Annotated in this window: 12 protein-coding genes; 10 read left to right on the top strand and 2 right to left on the bottom strand. The window is 72.2% G+C overall.

The window, feature by feature from the left end; all coding sequences use genetic code 11:
- The first annotated feature begins 105 nt into the window (after positions 1 to 105).
- Together IPZ69_RS18800 and IPZ69_RS18805 are read left to right on the top strand one after the other, a co-directional pair.
- Positions 106 to 1,344: an MFS transporter gene (locus IPZ69_RS18800; protein WP_235455299.1), complete on the top strand. Its 1,239-nt coding sequence runs from the start codon at positions 106 to 108 to the stop codon at positions 1,342 to 1,344.
- Between the two features lie 34 nt (positions 1,345 to 1,378).
- Complete coding sequence (locus IPZ69_RS18805; RefSeq protein WP_235455300.1) at positions 1,379 to 1,852, top strand: hemerythrin domain-containing protein; 474 nt, start codon at positions 1,379 to 1,381, stop codon at positions 1,850 to 1,852.
- 90 nt (positions 1,853 to 1,942) lie between these two features.
- Here the strand turns inward: IPZ69_RS18805 and IPZ69_RS18810 are convergent, their stop codons facing one another.
- The gene (locus tag IPZ69_RS18810) at positions 1,943 to 2,407 is read right to left on the bottom strand and encodes a pyridoxamine 5'-phosphate oxidase family protein (RefSeq protein ID WP_235455301.1); all 465 of its coding nucleotides are present in this window, start codon (positions 2,405 to 2,407) and stop codon (positions 1,943 to 1,945) included.
- A gap of 226 nt (positions 2,408 to 2,633) precedes the next feature.
- Here IPZ69_RS18810 and IPZ69_RS18815 point away from each other — a divergent pair, with 226 nt between their 5' ends.
- The 8 genes from IPZ69_RS18815 (at position 2,634) to narI (ending at position 15,768) form a co-directional block, all read left to right on the top strand.
- Positions 2,634 to 4,358 (top strand): sensor histidine kinase, encoded by a 1,725-nt coding sequence (locus tag IPZ69_RS18815; protein WP_235455302.1) that lies wholly within the window; start codon positions 2,634 to 2,636, stop codon positions 4,356 to 4,358.
- Between the two features lie 259 nt (positions 4,359 to 4,617).
- A complete protein-coding gene (locus IPZ69_RS18820) occupies positions 4,618 to 5,823 on the top strand; it encodes a globin domain-containing protein (protein WP_235455303.1) in 1,206 nt (401 codons plus the stop codon).
- A 434-nt stretch (positions 5,824 to 6,257) separates the two neighbouring features.
- On the top strand, positions 6,258 to 7,247 hold the full coding sequence (locus tag IPZ69_RS18825) for an Acg family FMN-binding oxidoreductase (protein ID WP_235455304.1): 990 nt from the start codon (positions 6,258 to 6,260) through the stop codon (positions 7,245 to 7,247).
- 72 nt (positions 7,248 to 7,319) lie between these two features.
- The gene (locus IPZ69_RS18830; protein WP_235455305.1) at positions 7,320 to 8,564 is read left to right on the top strand and encodes an MFS transporter; all 1,245 of its coding nucleotides are present in this window, start codon (positions 7,320 to 7,322) and stop codon (positions 8,562 to 8,564) included.
- Between the two features lie 319 nt (positions 8,565 to 8,883).
- A complete protein-coding gene (locus tag IPZ69_RS18835; protein WP_374293418.1) occupies positions 8,884 to 12,618 on the top strand; it encodes a nitrate reductase subunit alpha in 3,735 nt (1,244 codons plus the stop codon).
- Positions 12,618 to 14,351, top strand: coding sequence for a nitrate reductase subunit beta (narH, locus tag IPZ69_RS18840; protein WP_235455306.1), 1,734 nt, complete (start codon positions 12,618 to 12,620; stop codon positions 14,349 to 14,351). The genes IPZ69_RS18835 and narH overlap by 1 nt, the downstream gene beginning before the upstream one ends.
- A complete protein-coding gene (narJ, locus tag IPZ69_RS18845) occupies positions 14,348 to 15,007 on the top strand; it encodes a nitrate reductase molybdenum cofactor assembly chaperone (RefSeq protein WP_235455307.1) in 660 nt (219 codons plus the stop codon). Before narH ends, narJ begins: the two co-directional genes overlap by 4 nt.
- Positions 15,004 to 15,768, top strand: a complete 765-nt coding sequence (gene narI / locus IPZ69_RS18850) for a respiratory nitrate reductase subunit gamma (protein ID WP_235455308.1) — start codon at positions 15,004 to 15,006, stop codon at positions 15,766 to 15,768. The genes narJ and narI overlap by 4 nt, the downstream gene beginning before the upstream one ends.
- A gap of 24 nt (positions 15,769 to 15,792) precedes the next feature.
- Here narI and IPZ69_RS18855 read toward each other — a convergent pair whose 3' ends face one another.
- A complete protein-coding gene (locus IPZ69_RS18855; RefSeq protein ID WP_235455309.1) occupies positions 15,793 to 16,260 on the bottom strand; it encodes a DUF5990 family protein in 468 nt (155 codons plus the stop codon).
- Positions 16,261 to 16,827 lie beyond the last annotated feature (567 nt).

Consider the following 16,827-nt stretch of genomic DNA (forward strand, 5'->3'; position numbering starts at 1 on the left):
ACGGCGTGGATGAGTCTTCTTACGGGCGGAACGCGCGAGGCGCATCCCCTCCGGAGCCGGACCGGATCGGCCGGGCCGGACCCTGTGAGCAAGAGGAGCAGGCAGATGCTGCAGGCATCGCAGAACAAGGACGGCGCGACGACGTCCGTGCCGCGCCAGGCATGGCTGATGCTGGCGCTGGCCACGGTCGGATTCGCCGTGAACTTCTGGGCGTGGGCGCTGCTCAGCCCCCTGGGCCCGCGGTTCAAGGACTCCCTCGGCCTCTCCTCGTTCCAGCAGTCACTTTTGGTGGCGGTGCCGGTCGTGGTGGGTTCGCTGGGCCGGATCCCGGTGGGCGCCCTGACCGACCGGTTCGGCGGGCGGGTGATGTTCCCGCTGGTGTCGGCCGCCACCATCGTGCCGGTGCTGTACCTCGGTCTCGCCGGGCACTCCTCGCTGGGCGAGCTGCTGCTGGGCGGCTTCTTCCTCGGGATGGGCGGCACCGCGTTCGCCGTGGGCGTGCCCCTGGTCAGCGCCTGGTTCCCACCGGAGCGGCGGGGCACGGCGATCGGCATCTTCGGCGCGGGTATGGGCGGAACCGCGATCAGCGCGCTGACCACGGTGAAGCTGGTGGACGTGCACGGCATGGCGAACCCGTTCCTGATCACCGCGGGCATGCTGGCGGCCTACGCGGTGCTGTCCGCGCTGCTGCTGCGGGACGCCCCCGGCCGCACGGTGCCGACCGAGCCGCTGGCCCGCCGGCTCGCGGCCACCTTCAAGCTGAGCATCACCTGGCAGGCGTCCGCGCTGTACGCGGTGGCCTTCGGCGGCTACGTCGCCTTCTCCGTCTACCTGCCGACCTACCTGAAGACCGGCTACGGACTGGCCCAGGCCGACGCGGCCAACCGGATGGCCGGGTTCGTGCTGCTGGCGGTGGCGATGCGGCCGGTGGGCGGCTGGCTGTCGGACCGCATCGGCGCGGTGCGGGTGCTGACGGGCGCGCTGGGCGTGGTCCTCGTGGGCGCCTTCGTCCAGGCGATGACCCCCTCGCTGGCCCCGGTCGGCACGGTCGCCTTCCTGGCGATGGCCGCCGCGCTCGGTGCCGGCAGCGGCGCGGTGTTCGCGCTGGTGGCGCTCCTGGCCCCGTCGAACATGGTCGGCTCGGTCACCGGCGTCGTGGGCGCCGCGGGCGGCCTGGGCGGCTTCCTGCCGCCGCTGGTGATGGGCACGCTCTACGGCGCCTACGGCTCGTACGCGATCGGCCTGGGCCTGCTCGGACTCGTCGCCACCGCCGCCCTGGCCTTCACCGCCACCGGCGTGCGCCAGGCGGTCACGCGCCGCGTGGCCACCGTCCCGTCGCACTGACACCCGGACCCGCCGGACAGGAAGGAGCCGCACGATGTGCGAGTACTGCGGATGCCAGTCACTGGCCGCCATCGACGAACTCACCCGCGAGCACGACACCGTCGTCAACCTGATCGGCGAGGTGCGCGGCGCCCGGCGCGACGGTGACGTGCCGCGGATGGCGGTGCTGGCCCGGGAGATCGACGCGGTGCTGGTCCCCCACACGGCCGTCGAGGAAGGCGCGCTCTTCCCCGCCATGGCCGAGGAGTTCCCCGACCAGATCGCCGTACTGGAGGCCGAGCACCGCCGTATCGAGGCGGTGCTGGCCGAGGCCGAGGAAGGGGTGCCGGCCGATCCCGCGTGGCCGGACCGGCTGATCGAGGTGCTCGCCCTGCTGCGCGAGCACATCCTCAAGGAGCAGGACGGTGTCTTCCCCGCCGCCCTGGCCGTCCTGGACACCGAACAGTGGGAGATGGTGGACGCGGTACGCAGCCGCGTCGGCGGCCTCACACAGGCGCCGAATCGCTGAGACCAGCACCGACGAGACCGGGGCCGCGGCGGATGCCGCGGCCCCGGTCTCGTCACGCGCACGGACGTGCGGTTCACGAGGACGTGCGGTTCATGCGTCGGCGGCCCGGTCCGCCTCCGTGACGAGGATTCCGGACACCAGATCGGGCCGGATACGGACGGCGTACTCCATGGTCTGCCTCACCCAGGGGCGCAACAGCGTCCGATAGCGCTCCAGTTCCTGCTCGTCGGTCACCAGCTCCGCGAAGCCGGTGACCACGACGCTCCAGCCCAGGTGCGTGTCCGGGTCGATCGCGTCGGCCTCGTAGGCGACGACGACCCCGGAGCTGCCGTTGTGGCGGGTGTGCGAGGTCAGGGCCGCACCCTCGTGGGTGCGGATGACGATGTGACCGTCGGCCAGGACGTGATTGACCGGGCGGATGGTCGGCAGTGCGTCGCGCGTGAAGACGACCCTGCCCAGGGGCACGCTGCCCAGCAGCCGTAGCGCCTCGGCGCTGTCGAGTTCGGTGGTCCGGCGCGGTTCCACGGGGACCGGCCTGGTGTCGTTGAGGGGCATGGTGTGTGTCCGTAGGGAGGGATCCGGAACGTAGGCGTTGAGCGGTTTCGCTCAGGGGCCTCGATCAGACCAGTGAAACGAGCTGCGCCCGGGTCGCGCCAGGGCCGTTCGGCCCCGGTCGGCCTCCGTACGGCCCTCCGTGCCGCCACCCGTCCCCGTACCGATACCGTGGCAGTTGTTCAGAAGGATCGGTGTCGGCACCGTGACCAGGGACGGAGGACCGACGGTGGCAAGCCCCGACGAGGCTCGTGAGGCGCGCATTCGGCTGCCGCAGCTGCGGCTGGACGAGCTCCTGGAGGAGCTCCAGGCCCGCCTGGACGCGGCCCGGGGCACCCGGGACCGGGTCCACAGCCTGCTGGAGGCGGTTCTCTCCGTCGGCCGGGAGCTGAACCTGGAGCAGGCGCTGCGCAGCATCGTGGAGGCCGCGGCGGTCCTGGTCGAGGCCGAGTACGCGGCCCTGGGCGTGATCGGCCCCGACGGAACGCTGCTGTCGGACTTCCTCACGGTCGGCATCAGCGACGAGCAGATCGCCCGGATCGGCCCCTACCCGCAGGGCCACGGCATCCTCGGCGAGCTGATCCGGCACCCCGAACCGCTGCGGCTGGCCAAGCTCTCCGACCACCCCGCCTCGTACGGCTTCCCGCCCCACCACCCGCCGATGAACTCCTTCCTCGGCGTCCCGATCCGGGTGCGCGACCAGGTCTTCGGCAACCTGTACCTCACCGAGAAGCGGGGCGGGGCACAGTTCGACGAGGAGGACGAGGCGGTCCTGTCCACGCTGGCCGTGGCCGCCGGTGTGGCGATCGACAACGCGCGCCTGTACGAGGAGTCGCGGCTGCGCGAGCGCTGGCTGCGGGCGAGCACGGAGATCACCGAGCGGCTGATGTCCGGCATGGACGGGGGCGACGTCCTCGGGCTGATCGCGGACCGGGCGATGGAGATCGCCTCCGCGTCCCTCGCCGTGGTCGCCGTGCCGATGGCGGACACCGACGCGCTCACGGTGGATCTGGCGATCGGGGAGGAGGCGGAGGCACACCGCGGTCTCGTGCTGCCCGTCGACGACAGCCTGATCGGCCGGGCCTTCTCCTGCGGCGCCCCCATCACCAGCGCGGACGTCTGCCGCGACGAACGGGTCTCGTCGGGCCCCCCGCGGTTCCACGGGCTCGGCCCCGCCGTGGCCGTACCCATCGGCTCCGGCGACGGGGTGCGCGGCGTGGTCCTGCTCGTTCGGGCGGCGGGGCGGCCCGCGTTCTCCGGGGAGGAGACCGAGCCGCTGCAGGGCTTCGCCGCGCAGGCCGCGGTCGCGATGGAGCTGGCCGAGCGGCGCAGGGACAGCGAGCAGATCGCGGTGCTGGAGGAGCGCGACCGGATCGCCCGGGACCTGCACGACCTGGCCATCCAGCGGCTGTTCGCCACCGGGATGACGCTGCAGAGCGCCGGCCGGTTCATCGAGCACCAGGAGGCGTCGGGCCGGGTGCTGCGGGCGGTCGACGACCTGGACGAGACGATCAAGATCATCAGATCGACGATCTTCGGCCTGCGGGCGCACGACACCAGCACCGGCCCCGGTCTGCGGGCGCGCGCGGTCCGCGCGGTCGGCGAGGCGGCGGCGCTGCTCGGCTTCGCCCCCAGCCTGCGCATGGAGGGGCTGCTGGACACCCATGTGTCCCGGGAGACCGCCGACGAGGTGATGGCCGTGCTGTCCGAGGCGCTGACGAACGTCGCCCGCCACGCGCACGCCTCCAAGACCGACGTGGCGCTGGAGACCGACGGCAGGGAGGTACGCCTGACGGTCTCCGACAACGGCGTGGGCATCCCCGCCACCGGCCGCCGCAGCGGCCTGCGCAACATGGAGGAACGGGCCCGGCGGCTGGGCGGCGACATGGAGTTGACCACGGGGTCCGAGGGCGGCACGACGCTGGTGTGGCGCGCGCCCGTCGGGGAGCACTAGCCGGGCGTCCGTGGCCGGCCGCTCCCGCCACGGGGGCTGGCTCGGCACTCCGATCGCGACCGGGAGCGTCGGGCAACCCGCTAGGGCCGTCCGGCCCCGGTTCCGGCTCGGCGGCGGGACCAAGTGGCCTGACCTGCGAAGTCGTTCGGCCTCGATCGGGCCCGGAGCCCGTAATCGGGGCCGATTCACTGATAGACGGATTGCAGCTGTGATGTGTGAGCCTCTTGGCCCGCGCCCTTCTGCACCTCCGAGGAGAGCCATGCTTTCGCCCGAATCCGCTGCCGTCGTCCGCGCCACTCTGCCCGCCGTGGGCGGTGCCCTCGACGAGATCACGACACGCTTCTACGGCACGATGTTCGGCGAGCAGCCCGAACTGCTGGACGGAATGTTCAACCGCGGCAACCAGGCCAACGGCGAACAGCGGCAGGCCCTGGCCGGCTCCATCGCCGGCTTCGCCCAGGCCCTCCTCGCCGACCCCGACGCCCGCCCGGACGCGCTGCTGTCCCGCATCGCGCACAAACACGCGGCGCTCGGCGTGACCGAGGACCAGTACACGATCGTCCACAAGTACCTGTTCGGCGCCATCGCCGACGTCCTCGGCGACGCCGTCACCCCCGAGGTCGCCGCCGCCTGGGACGAGGTGTACTGGCTGATGGCAGGCGCCCTCATAGCCCGCGAGGCCCGCCTCTACCAGGAGGCCGAGGTGGACCCGCGGCACCCCTGGCGGCAGTGGACCGTCGTCGAGCGCCGTGAGGAGACCCCGGACGTCGTCTCCTTCCTGCTGCGCCCCGCCGACGGGTCGCCCGTACCGCCCGCCCGTGCGGGCCAGTACGTCAGCGTGCGCGTCGTGATGCCCGACGGCATCCACCAGCTGCGCCAGTACAGCCTGTCCGGGTGCCCCGACGGCGAGCTGCGCCGCATCACGGTCAAGCGGGTCGCGAGCGTCGCCGAGGCCCCCGAGGGCGAGGTCTCCAACCAGCTGCACCGCACCGTGCGGACCGGCGACGAGCTCACCCTGTCGGCGCCGTTCGGCGACGTGGTCCTCGAAGACGCCGACACCCCGCTGCTGCTGGTCTCCGCCGGCATCGGCTGCACCCCGATGGTCGGCATGCTGGAACACCTCACCGCCATCGGCTCCACCCGGCCCGTCTGGGTCCTGCACGCCGACCGGTCCCCGAAGGACCACGCCCTGCGCGCCGACACCCGCCACCTGGTGGAGCAACTGCCCGACGCGCGCGCCGAGTTCTGGTACGAGGACGGCGCCGACGGGGAAGCCGGCGCCCGCACCGGGCTGATGGTCCTCGACGAGCTGGAGCTGCCCGCCGACGCCGACGTGTACCTGTGCGGCTCGCTCCCGTTCATGCGCGGCGTCCGCAGCCACCTGCTGCGCGCCGGCATCCCCGCGCGCCACATCCGCTACGAGGTGTTCGGCCCCGACCTGTGGCTGGCCCACGCCGAGGGCTGACGGCCCCACGTTCGACACCGGACCGCCCGAGGAGGCGGGCCGGTGTCGTCGTACGCCCGAACGACGGCCGGGCCGGGCGGTGGAGGTGTCCCGCCTGGGCCGAAGGTCCCGCTCCGGGACGCCGGCCGGTCCCCGAAACCCGGCCGCGGCAGAGACCTGTGGTCCGCGACCGTGGCCTGTCCGGCCATGGGTGGCAGGCCGCCCGATCGCGCAAGCTGGGAGCGACCGAACCGGAGGATCACGTGTACGGATCCCACGGACGCCCACCCGTCCGGCTCCCCGTCCGGAGCCGGCGGCACGGCGTCCGCACCGGTTCGGCCGCCGTCCGGCCACCCGCCATGTCTGCCCTGACACCCGGGCGGCCGGACGGACCAGGGGCTCGGCCCGGGCCGTACCGAACGGCCCGCACCCCGGCGGTCGTCAGGGAGAAGCGCATGCATGCACCAGGCATACCGAAGATGGATGCCACCGCTCTGGAGGTGTTGCTGTCGGCGGCGACGGCGGCGCCCTCGATCCACAACACCCAGCCCTGGCGGTTCCGGCTGGACCCCGTCACCCGGCTGCTGGAGGTCCGCGCCGTACCGCAGAAGTCGCTCTCGCGGACGGATCCGGAGTTCCGGGCCCAGTATCTGTCGGTGGGCGCGGCCCTGTTCAACCTGCGCGTCGCCGCGGACCACCTGGGCCTGGACGCGATGGTGCGGCTGCGGCCGGACCCGTCCGACCCCGGGCTGCTGGCCGCCCTGTGGCCGTGCGGCCGCTCCGACTCGCCCGACCTGCCGACCGAGCAGTGGCGGCAGCTGGACCTGTACGAGGCCATCGCGCGCCGGCACACCAGCCGGATGCCGTTCACCGGGCGTCCCGTCCCGGAGCCGATCGTGGCGCAGATGGTCGAGGCCGCCCGGCTCGAAGCGGCGAAGCTGCGCGTGCCGGACTTCGCCGGGACCCGGCGGCTGTTGCAGCTGACCGCGGCGGGCGAGGCCCGCAACCACTCCGACGTGGGGCGTGCGGCCGAGGCCAGGGCCTGGATCACGGCCCCGGAAGGGGGACCGTACGGCATTCCGGTGACCGCGCTGGGACCGCAGGACGCGGCCGGACGGATGCCCGTGCGGGACTTCATCGGCACCCAGCGCTCACGGAGTCTGCCCAGGCTCCGCTTCGAGCGGCACGCCCAGGTGGCCCTGCTGTGCACCGTTCGGGACCGGCGCGTGGACTGGCTTCGCGCCGGGCAGGCCCTGCAGCGCGTACTGCTGGTGGCCACCGCGCACGGGCTGCGCACCTCGATGCTGCACCAGGCGCTGGAGTGGCCGGATCTGCGGTGGGCGATGCGCAATGGACAGGAGCGGCGCTGCAGTCCGCAGTTGCTGATCCGCTTCGGATACGGCCCGGAGGGCGGCCGGACCCCGCGCGCACCCGCACAGCCCTGAGGGCCGTGACCGACCCGGCTCACTCGGCCGGGTGAACCGGGTCGGAGCAGTGAGAGCGAAGGAGCAGACAGGATGCCGCAGGCACCGACGCAGCAGGAGGCAGGACCGGCAGCGGTTCCCGGCCGGGCGTGGCTGATGCTGGCGCTGGCCACGGTCGGCTTCGCCGTCAACTTCTGGGCCTGGGCGCTGCTGAGCCCGCTCGGCCCCCGCTTCAAGGACTCCCTGGACCTGTCCTCCTTCGAACAGTCACTGCTGGTGGCGGTGCCGGTCGTGGTCGGCTCGCTGGGCCGCATCCCGGTCGGGGGGCTCACCGACCGGTTCGGCGGACGGGTGATGTTCCCGCTGGTCTCCGCGGTCACCATCGTCCCCGTGCTCTACCTCGGCCTCGCCGGCCACTCCTCGCTGGCCGCCCTGCTGGTCGGCGGCTTCTTCCTCGGCATCGGCGGCACCGCCTTCGCCGTCGGCGTGCCCCTCGTCAACGCCTGGTTCCCGCCCGCGCGGCGGGGGTTCGCCATCGGCCTCTTCGGCATGGGCATGGGCGGCACCGCGATCAGCGCGCTGACCACGGTGAAGCTCGTCGACGCCCATGGCATGGCCACCCCCTTCCTGATCACCGCCGCCGTGCTGGCGGTGTACGCCGTCGTGGCGGCGCTGGTGCTGCGCGACGCCCCCGGACGCGTGGTGCCGACCGAGCCGCTCTCACGCCGTCTGGCCACCACGCTCAAGCTCGGTGTCACCTGGCAGGCTTCGGCCCTGTACGCGGTCGCCTTCGGCGGTTATGTCGCCTTCTCGGTCTATCTGCCGACGTATCTGAGGACCGCGTACGGGCTGACCCAGGCCGACGCGGCGAACCGGATGGCCGGGTTCGTGCTGCTCGCGGTGGCGATGCGGCCCGTCGGCGGCTGGCTGTCGGACCGCGTGGGGGCGGTGCGCGTCCTGGTCGGGGCCCTGGGCGTGGTGGTCGTCGGTGCGCTCCTGCAGTCCCCGACCCCCTCTTTGGCGCCGGTCGGCACGATCGCGTTCCTCGCCATGGCCGCGGCGCTCGGCGCGGCCAGCGGAGCCGTCTTCGCCCTGGTGGCCCTGCTGGCCCCGGCGAACCAGGTCGGCTCGGTCACCGGAGTGGTCGGCGCGGCCGGCGGCCTGGGCGGGTTCCTGCCGCCCCTGGTCATGGGCTCGCTGTACGGCGCCTACGGTTCCTACGCGCTGGGCCTGGTGCTGCTGGCCCTGGTCGCCACGGCGGCGCTGGTCTTCACCGCCACCGGCGTACGGCACGCCGTGGACCGGCGCGTGCGGGTCGCCCAGCCGCAGGTGCGGTGACCGCCGCACCGTAACGCGGCATCACGTGTTTGGCCGAACGGCCCCGGGGGACTCCTCGCCGCACGGCCCGTCCTTGCGGAGGGTGAAGAGCAGGAGGGCGAGGGGGTGTTGGCGGTAGATCCGTTCCGTCCTCGCGTCCGTGACGGCTTGTGGCGTCGGCTCTCCCATCGCGCCGCCCTGGGGGCGGCGTGAAGATGCAAAGGAGTCCGCGCCGCTCGGTGCGGACGTTCCGCGCCGAGCGGCGCGCGGGGAGTACTCCGCCACCGCTGGGGCCGAGAGAGAACACCGTCGGGCACTTGCCCGGGAAGAGGTCGAGACGGTGGCCGACCAGACCGGTTCCCGCACCCAACAGACGAGCCGCACCCACCCGGTGGGGCTCGACGGTGAACTGACGGAGGCGCTGGTGCGCTCCCGCCGGTACTTCACCCGGGCGGAGGTGTCCGGCGATCTGCGCACCCTGCGCAGAGCCGGCGGCCGCCAGGCGGACGACTTCTACCGGGACCGCTGGTCGCACGACAAGGTGGTGCGCTCCACCCACGGCGTGAACTGCACCGGATCCTGCTCGTGGAAGGTGTACGTCAAGGACGGCATCATCACCTGGGAGGCCCAGCAGACCGACTATCCCTCGGTCGGCCCGGACCGCCCCGAGTACGAGCCCCGCGGCTGCCCGCGCGGCGCGGCCTTCTCCTGGTACACCTACTCGCCGACCCGGGTGCGCTACCCCTATGTGCGCGGCGTGCTGCTCCAGATGTACCGCGAGGCGAAGGCCCGGCTGGGCGACCCGGTCGCGGCCTGGGCGGACATCGTCTCCGACCCCGAGCGCGCCCGCCGCTACAAGTCGGTGCGCGGCAAGGGCGGCCTGGTGCGGGCGAGCTGGGACGAGGCGCTGGAGCTGGTCGCCGCCGCCCATGTGCACACCATCAAGGAGTACGGTCCGGACCGGCTGGCCGGGTTCTCGCCGATCCCGGCGATGTCGATGGTCTCGCACGCCTCCGGCGCCCGCTTCTATTCGCTGCTGGGCGGCGTGATGCTGTCGTTCTACGACTGGTACGCCGATCTGCCGGTCGCCTCCCCGCAGGTCTTCGGCGACCAGACCGACGTACCGGAGTCCGGGGACTGGTGGGACGCCGGCTATCTGATCATGTGGGGCTCGAACCTGCCCGTGACCCGGACCCCGGACGCGCACTGGATGGTCGAGGCCCGCTACCGCGGCCAGAAGGTGGTCGCGGTCTCCCCGGACTACGCGGACAACGTGAAATTCGCCGACGAGTGGCTGCCCGCCCAGCCCGGCACCGACGGGGCGCTGGCCATGGCGATGGGGCACGTGGTGCTCAAGGAGTTCTTCGTCGACCGGCGGACCCCGTACTTCGAGGACTACGTCAAGAGGTTCACGGACCTGCCGTTCCTGGTGACGCTCGACGAACGTGAGCCGGGCTCCTACGCGCCGGGGAAGTTCCTGACCGCCGCGGACCTCGACGGCGAGCAGGCGGTGGTCGAGCACGCCGAGTTCCGCACCGTACTGCTGGACGCCGCCACCGGCCGTCCGACGGTGCCCAACGGGACGCTCGGCGACCGGTTCGGAGAGTCCGGCGCCGGCAAGTGGAACCTGGACCTCGGCGACACCGACCCGCTGCTGTCGGCCGATGGCGGCGGCGAGGCCCCGGTGGAGGTGGAACTGCCGTGCTTCGACGCCCCCGACGGCGGCGCGCGGCAGCTGCGGCGCGGGGTGCCGGTGCGGCGCGTGGCCGGGCGGCTGGTGACCACCGTGTACGACCTGCTGCTGGCCCAGTACGGGGTGGCCCGCGCCGGACTGCCCGGCCGCTGGCCCTCCGGCTACGACGACCCGACCGAGCCGTACACCCCCGCCTGGCAGACCGCGATCACCGGGGTGGCCGCGGACCGGGCGGCCCGGATCGCGCGGGAGTTCGCCGCCAACGCCGAGGAGACCCGCGGCCGTTCGGTGATCATCATGGGGGCGGGGGCCAACCACTGGTTCCACTCCGACACCATCTACCGGGCCTTCCTCACCCTGACGACGCTGACCGGCTGCCAGGGCGTCAACGGCGGCGGCTGGGCGCACTACGTGGGCCAGGAGAAGGTCCGCCCCATCACCGGCTATTCGGCGCTCGCGACCGCGGCCGACTGGAACCGTCCGGCGCGCCAGATGATCCAGACGGCGTACTGGTACCTGCACGCCGACCAGTTCCGCTACGACCCGTTCTCCGCCGGCACCCTCGCCGCGGCCGGCTCCGGCGGTCCGTTCGCGGGCATGGCCACCGCCGATGTCATCGCCGCCTCGGCGCGCATGGGCTGGATGCCCTCGTATCCCACCTTCGACCGCAACCCGCTGGACCTGGCCGACGAGGCCGAGGCCGCCGGCCGGGGCGTCGCCGAGCACGTGGTGGACGAACTGAGGGCCGGGCGGCTGCGGTTCGCGGGGGAGGACCCGGACGCACCCGAGAACTTCCCCCGCGTACTGACCATTTGGCGGGCCAACCTGCTCGGCTCCTCCGCGAAGGGCAACGAGTACTTCCTCAAGCACCTCCTCGGCACCGACTCCTCGGTCAGCGCGACGGAAGCGCCCCCACAGGCCCGGCCCCGGGACGTGGTGTGGCGGCCGGAGGCACCGGAGGGCAAGCTGGACCTGCTGCTCACCCTGGACTTCCGGATGACCAGCACCACCGTGTTCTCCGACGTCGTCCTGCCGGCCGCCACCTGGTACGAGAAGTACGACCTGTCGAGCACCGACATGCACCCCTATGTGCACGCGTTCAACCCGGCCATCGCCCCGCCCTGGCAGACCCGCAGCGACTGGGACGCCTTCAACGGCATCGCCGAGGAGTTCAGCCGGCTCGCCGCGGGCCACCTGGGGGTGCGCAAGGACGTGGTGGCCGCCCCGCTGCTGCACGACACCCCGGACGAACTGGCCAACCCGCACGGCCGCGTCAAGGACTGGAAGGCCGGTGAGTGCGAGCCCGTGCCCGGCCGCACCATGCCCAAACTGCTCACCGTCGAGCGCGACTACGGCGCCGTCGCCGAGAAGATGACCGCGCTCGGCCCGCTGCTCGACACCCTCGGCGCCACCACCAAGGGCATCACCTTCCGCCTCGAACGGGAGCTGGAGTACCTCCGGCACAAGAACGGCACCGCGCGCGGGGGAGTGGCCGACGGCCGCCCGCTCATCGCCCGTGACGCACAGGCCTGCGAGGCGATCCTCGCCCTGTCCGGTACGACCAACGGACACCTGGCCACCCAGGGCTTCCACACCCTCGAAGCCCGCACGGGCACCCGGCTCGCGGACCTGGCCGCCGAGCACGAGGGCAAGCAGATCACCTTCGCCGACACCCAGGCGGCCCCCGTCCCGGTCATCACCAGCCCCGAGTGGTCCGGCTCGGAGACGGGCGGGCGCCGCTACTCGGCGTTCACCATCAACGTCGAACGCAGCAAGCCCTGGCACACCCTCACCGGCCGCCAGCACTTCTACCTGGACCACGACTGGATGACCGCACTCGGCGAGCAACTGCCCGTCTACCGGCCCCCGTTGAACATGCACGCCCTGTTCGGCGAGCCGGAGATCGGGGACACCGGCGAACTCGGCGTGACCGTGCGCTATCTGACCCCGCACAGCAAGTGGTCCATCCACTCCGAGTACCAGGACAACCTGTTCATGCTGTCGCTGTCCCGGGGCGGCCCGACGATCTGGATGTCCACCGCCGACGCCACCAAGATCGGCGTACACGACAACGACTGGATCGAGGCGGTCAACCGCAACGGCGTCGTCGCCGCCCGCGCCGTCGTCTCCCACCGGATGCCCGAGGGCACGGTGTACATGTACCACGCACAGGACCGGCTCATCGACGTGCCTCGCACCGAGACCACCGGCCGGCGTGGCGGGATCCACAACTCCCTCACCCGCCTGCTGATCAAGCCCAGCCATCTGATCGGCGGTTACGCCCAGCTGTCCTACGCCTTCAACTACCTCGGCCCGACCGGCAACCAGCGCGACGAGGTCACCGTCGTCCGCCGCCGCGCCAACCAGGAGGTGACGTACTGATGGCCCCCGGCGACACCGGCATCGGCCGCGTCATGGCCCAGATGGCGATGGTGATGAACCTCGACAAGTGCATCGGCTGCCACACGTGCTCGGTCACCTGCAAACAGGCCTGGACCAACCGCACCGGCGTCGAATACGTGTGGTTCAACAACGTCGAGAGCCGCCCCGGCCAGGGCTACCCCCGCCGCTACGAGGACCAGGACACCTGGCAGGGCGGCTGGACCCTCACCAAGCGCGGCCGCCTCACCCTCAAGGCCGGCGGCCGCTTCAAGAAGCTGGCCGGCATCTTCTCCAACCCCCAACTGCCCACGCTCGACGACTACTACGAGCCGTGGACCTACGACTACGAGACGCTGACCAGCGCCCCGCTGCAGGAGCACACCCCCGTCGCCCGCCCCAAGTCCCTCATCACCGGCAAGGACATGAAGATCTCCTGGTCGGCGAACTGGGACGACAGCCTCGGCGGCTCGGCCGAGCACGGCGAGAAGGACGTCCTGCTGAGCGAGGTCGCGGACCGGATCAAGTTCGAGTTCGAGCAGACCTTCCTGTTCTACCTGCCGCGCATCTGCGAGCACTGCCTCAACCCGTCCTGCGCGGCCTCCTGCCCCTCCGGCGCGATCTACAAGCGCACCGAGGACGGCATCGTCCTCGTCGACCAGGACCGCTGCCGGGGCTGGCGGATGTGCGTGACCGGATGCCCGTACAAGAAGGTCTACTTCAACCACCGCACCGGCAAGGCCGAGAAGTGCACCTTCTGCTTCCCGCGCGTCGAGGTCGGCCTGCCCACCGTCTGCTCCGAGACCTGCGTCGGCCGGCTGCGCTACATCGGCCTCGTCCTCTACGACGTCGACCGCGTCCTGGACGCCGCCTGCACCCCCGACGACACCGATCTGTACGAGGCGCAGCGCCGCGTCTTCCTCGACCCGGACGACCCCGAGGTCATCGCCGCCGCCGAGCGCGACGGCATCCCGCGCGACTGGATCGAGGCCGCCCAGCGCTCACCCGTGCACGCGCTGATCAACACCTACAAGGTGGCGCTGCCGCTGCACCCGGAGTACCGCACCCTGCCCATGGTCTGGTACATCCCGCCGCTCTCCCCGGTCGTCGACGCCGTCCGCGAGACCGGCCACGACGCCGAGAACCACCGCAACCTGTTCGCGGCCGTCGACGCCCTGCGCATCCCCGTCGACTACCTCGCCCAGCTCTTCACCGCCGGCGACCCCGCCCCCGTCGACGCCGTGCTGCGCCGGCTGGCCGCCATGCGGGCCTACATGCGCGACATCAACATCGGCCGGGAACCCGACGCGACCATCCCCGAACAAGTCGGCATGGACGAGCAGCGGATGTACGACATGTACCGGCTGCTGGCCCTGGCCAAGTACGACGAGCGGTACGTCATCCCGCCCGCCCACGCCGAACAGGCCCACCGCCTGGAGGAACTCGCCACCGAGTGCAGCCTCGACTACGAGGGCGGACCCGGCATGGGAGGCTCCGGCCCGTTCGGCGAGACCTCGGGCGGCGCCGCTCCGATCGCGGTGGAGAACTACCGGGCTCTGCGCGACCGCCAGTCCTCCGACACCCCCGCGACCCCCAGTGACAAGGCGACCCGCGTCAACCTCCTCAACTGGGACGGCAAGGGCACCCCACCGGGCCTCTTCCCACCGTCCGGCGGCGGGACCGCGGCCGGCGACGAGGACACCGACACGGGCGGGGAGGTCGAACCGAAGCCGTGAGAAGGAAGAGCAAGACCACACCGCGCACCGAACCCTGGCTGCCGCACGCCTGGCAGATCCAGTCCCTGCTGCTGGCCTACCCCGACGACGAGTTCGCCTCCCGACTGGCCCTGGCCCGTCGGGTCGCCGCCCAACTGCCGCGGCCGGCCGCCGAGCCCCTGCTGGAGTTCGTGACGCACGCCGACCGGACGGCCCCCGCCGACCTGGCCGCCGCCTACGTCGCCACCTTCGACCATCGCAAACGCTGCTGCCTCTACCTCACCTACTACGCCCACGGCGACACCCGGAACCGCGGCCTCGCGCTCCTCGGCCTGAAGCGGACCTACGCCGCCGCCGGCCGGCGCCTGACCGACGACGAACTGCCCGACCACCTGGCCGTCGTCCTCGAATTCGCCGCCACCGACCCCGCCACCGGGCTCCGCCTGCTCACCGAACACCGCGCGGGACTGGAACTGCTGCGCCTGGCCCTCCAGGACGAGGACTCGCCCTGGGCCGGCGTCCTGCGGTCCGTCTGCGCCACCCTGCCCGCGCTCGCGGGCGACGAGCGTGCGGCAGTCGCCCGGCTCGCCGCCGAAGGCCCACCCGAAGAACAGGTCGGCCTCACCCCGTACCCCACCCCGCAGTTCCTGCCCGACCCCGCGGGAGGCCCGCGATGACCGCCCCCACGCACCATCCGACCCTGGCGGCCACAGCCGGCACAGGCCCCGTCCTGCTCTGGGTCGTCCTGCCGTACCTCTCCCTCGCCGTCTTCGTCCTCGGCCACATCTGGCGCTACCGCTACGACAAGTTCGGCTGGACCACCCGCTCCTCCCAGCTGTACGAGAACCGGCTACTGCGCATCGGCAGCCCGCTGTTCCACTTCGGCATCCTCGTGGTGCTCATCGGCCATATCGGCGGGCTGCTCGTCCCGAAGAGCTGGACCGAGGCGGCCGGGATCAGCGAGCACACGTACCACGTCACGGCCGTCGCCCTCGGCACCGTCGCGGGCGTGTGCACCCTGGGCGGACTGGCCATCCTCATCTACCGGCGCCGTACCGTGGGCCCGGTCTTCTCCGCCACGACCCGCAACGACAAGGCGATGTACGTCCTGCTCACCGCGACGATCGTGCTCGGCCTGGCGGCCACCGTCGCCGCCAACATCCTCGGCGGCTACGACTACCGGGACACCATCTCCCCCTGGTTCCGCTCCATCTTCTACCTCCAGCCCGACCCGGCCCTGATGACGGGCGCGCCGGTGCTCTTCCAGCTCCACGCGCTCAGCGCCCTGCTGCTCTTCGCGGCCTGGCCCTTCACCCGCCTCGTCCACATGCTCACCGCGCCGCTGGGCTATGTCACCCGCCCGTACATCGTCTACCGAAGCCGCGACGTCGGCCTAGGCGCCCGGGCACCGCGCCGGGGCTGGGAACGCGTGGGTTGACGTCACCGCACCTGCGAGCGGGTGTCATCCCGCGCGCTGTTCGACCGCCTCCGCGGTCCAGGTGATGTGCGGCGGTACGACCCGGGCACACAGGGGGTTGCCCCGGGCGTCGGTCAGGCCGAGGCGCCCGACCAGCAGGCCGCTGCGGGCGGCGGCGTCGAGGACGTCGGCGGGGACGGCGTCGAGCATGAGCTTGGCGCGGCGGAACATGGTGAAGGCACCCGCCTCGTCCACAGTGCCCCACGACAGGTAGACGAACCGGCCGCCCGGCGGGCCCTGTACGTGGGGCCCCTTCACATCCGTACCGATCGGTGAGGCGGCCGTGGTGCACTCCAGCGTCCAGGTCGCCGAGGCGGCATCGCCGGGCTGCGGTTCGAGCAGTTCGGTCGGGCTGTTGCGGCGCTGCACGGCGACGTGAATGTTGGCGTAGGCCGAGGGGCCGGGGTGGCAGGTGAGGCCGGGCAGGTCGACCGCGTCGATGCGGATGCGCATGCCGGCCATCATCCCGCAGACCTGGTCGGGCGCGGAGGCACGTGGGTGCGTGGGTGCGTGGGTGCGTGGGCACGGAGGCACCGGGCGCGGCGCCGTGCGGCCCCCTCTTGGGGTGTTTCTCAGCACAGGGGGCCGCACGGTTTCCCTCGCGGGAAGGTGCGGCGTCGAGTGGCGCCTTGCCCTTCCATGATGCGGGATGCGCGGCCGGACATGTGAAGGAGTGATGTTTCCCCCTCAAAGGGTTGAATCATCTGCCGTCCGGCCCCGGAGTGGGGGTGGCGCGGGATAGCGGGACACGGCTGTCGCGGCGGCATTGTTCCGTAACACCATGATCACGTGGCGTGGCGCGCGCGGGGCGGGGCATGCTGGCGTCTCCTTCCTGATGACGCTTCAGCACCGCTGTCGGGAAGGGCAGTTGGTGTGTGTCCCACTCACAGAAATCGAGTGCGATGTCGAGTAAGAAGGTGGTGACCGTCGCCGTTCTGGTGGCGGTCCTCACGTGGAGCACGGTGATGACCGTGCTGGGACAGGTCGCGGCCGCCGCTGCCCTGCTCCCGTCCCTGGGCC

It is taken from the genome of Streptomyces olivochromogenes (assembly GCF_021538895.1).
In the GTDB taxonomy this organism is placed as follows: domain Bacteria; phylum Actinomycetota; class Actinomycetes; order Streptomycetales; family Streptomycetaceae; genus Streptomyces; species Streptomyces olivochromogenes_A.

Excerpts from the sequence above, each read along its gene's own strand:
- IPZ69_RS18820 (WP_235455303.1), top strand. The coding sequence starts at position 4,618 with ATGCTTTCGCCCGAATCCGCTGCCGTCGTCCGCGCCACTCTGCCCGCC.
- IPZ69_RS18805 (WP_235455300.1), top strand. The coding sequence starts at position 1,379 with ATGTGCGAGTACTGCGGATGCCAGTCACTGGCCGCCATCGACGAACTC.
- IPZ69_RS18800 (WP_235455299.1), top strand. The coding sequence starts at position 106 with ATGCTGCAGGCATCGCAGAACAAGGACGGCGCGACGACGTCCGTGCCG.
- narI (WP_235455308.1), top strand. The coding sequence starts at position 15,004 with ATGACCGCCCCCACGCACCATCCGACCCTGGCGGCCACAGCCGGCACA.
- IPZ69_RS18825 (WP_235455304.1), top strand. The coding sequence starts at position 6,258 with ATGCATGCACCAGGCATACCGAAGATGGATGCCACCGCTCTGGAGGTG.
- IPZ69_RS18855 (WP_235455309.1), bottom strand. The coding sequence starts at position 16,260 with ATGCGCATCCGCATCGACGCGGTCGACCTGCCCGGCCTCACCTGCCAC.
- IPZ69_RS18830 (WP_235455305.1), top strand. The coding sequence starts at position 7,320 with ATGCCGCAGGCACCGACGCAGCAGGAGGCAGGACCGGCAGCGGTTCCC.
- narH (WP_235455306.1), top strand. The coding sequence starts at position 12,618 with ATGGCCCCCGGCGACACCGGCATCGGCCGCGTCATGGCCCAGATGGCG.
- IPZ69_RS18810 (WP_235455301.1), bottom strand. The coding sequence starts at position 2,407 with ATGCCCCTCAACGACACCAGGCCGGTCCCCGTGGAACCGCGCCGGACC.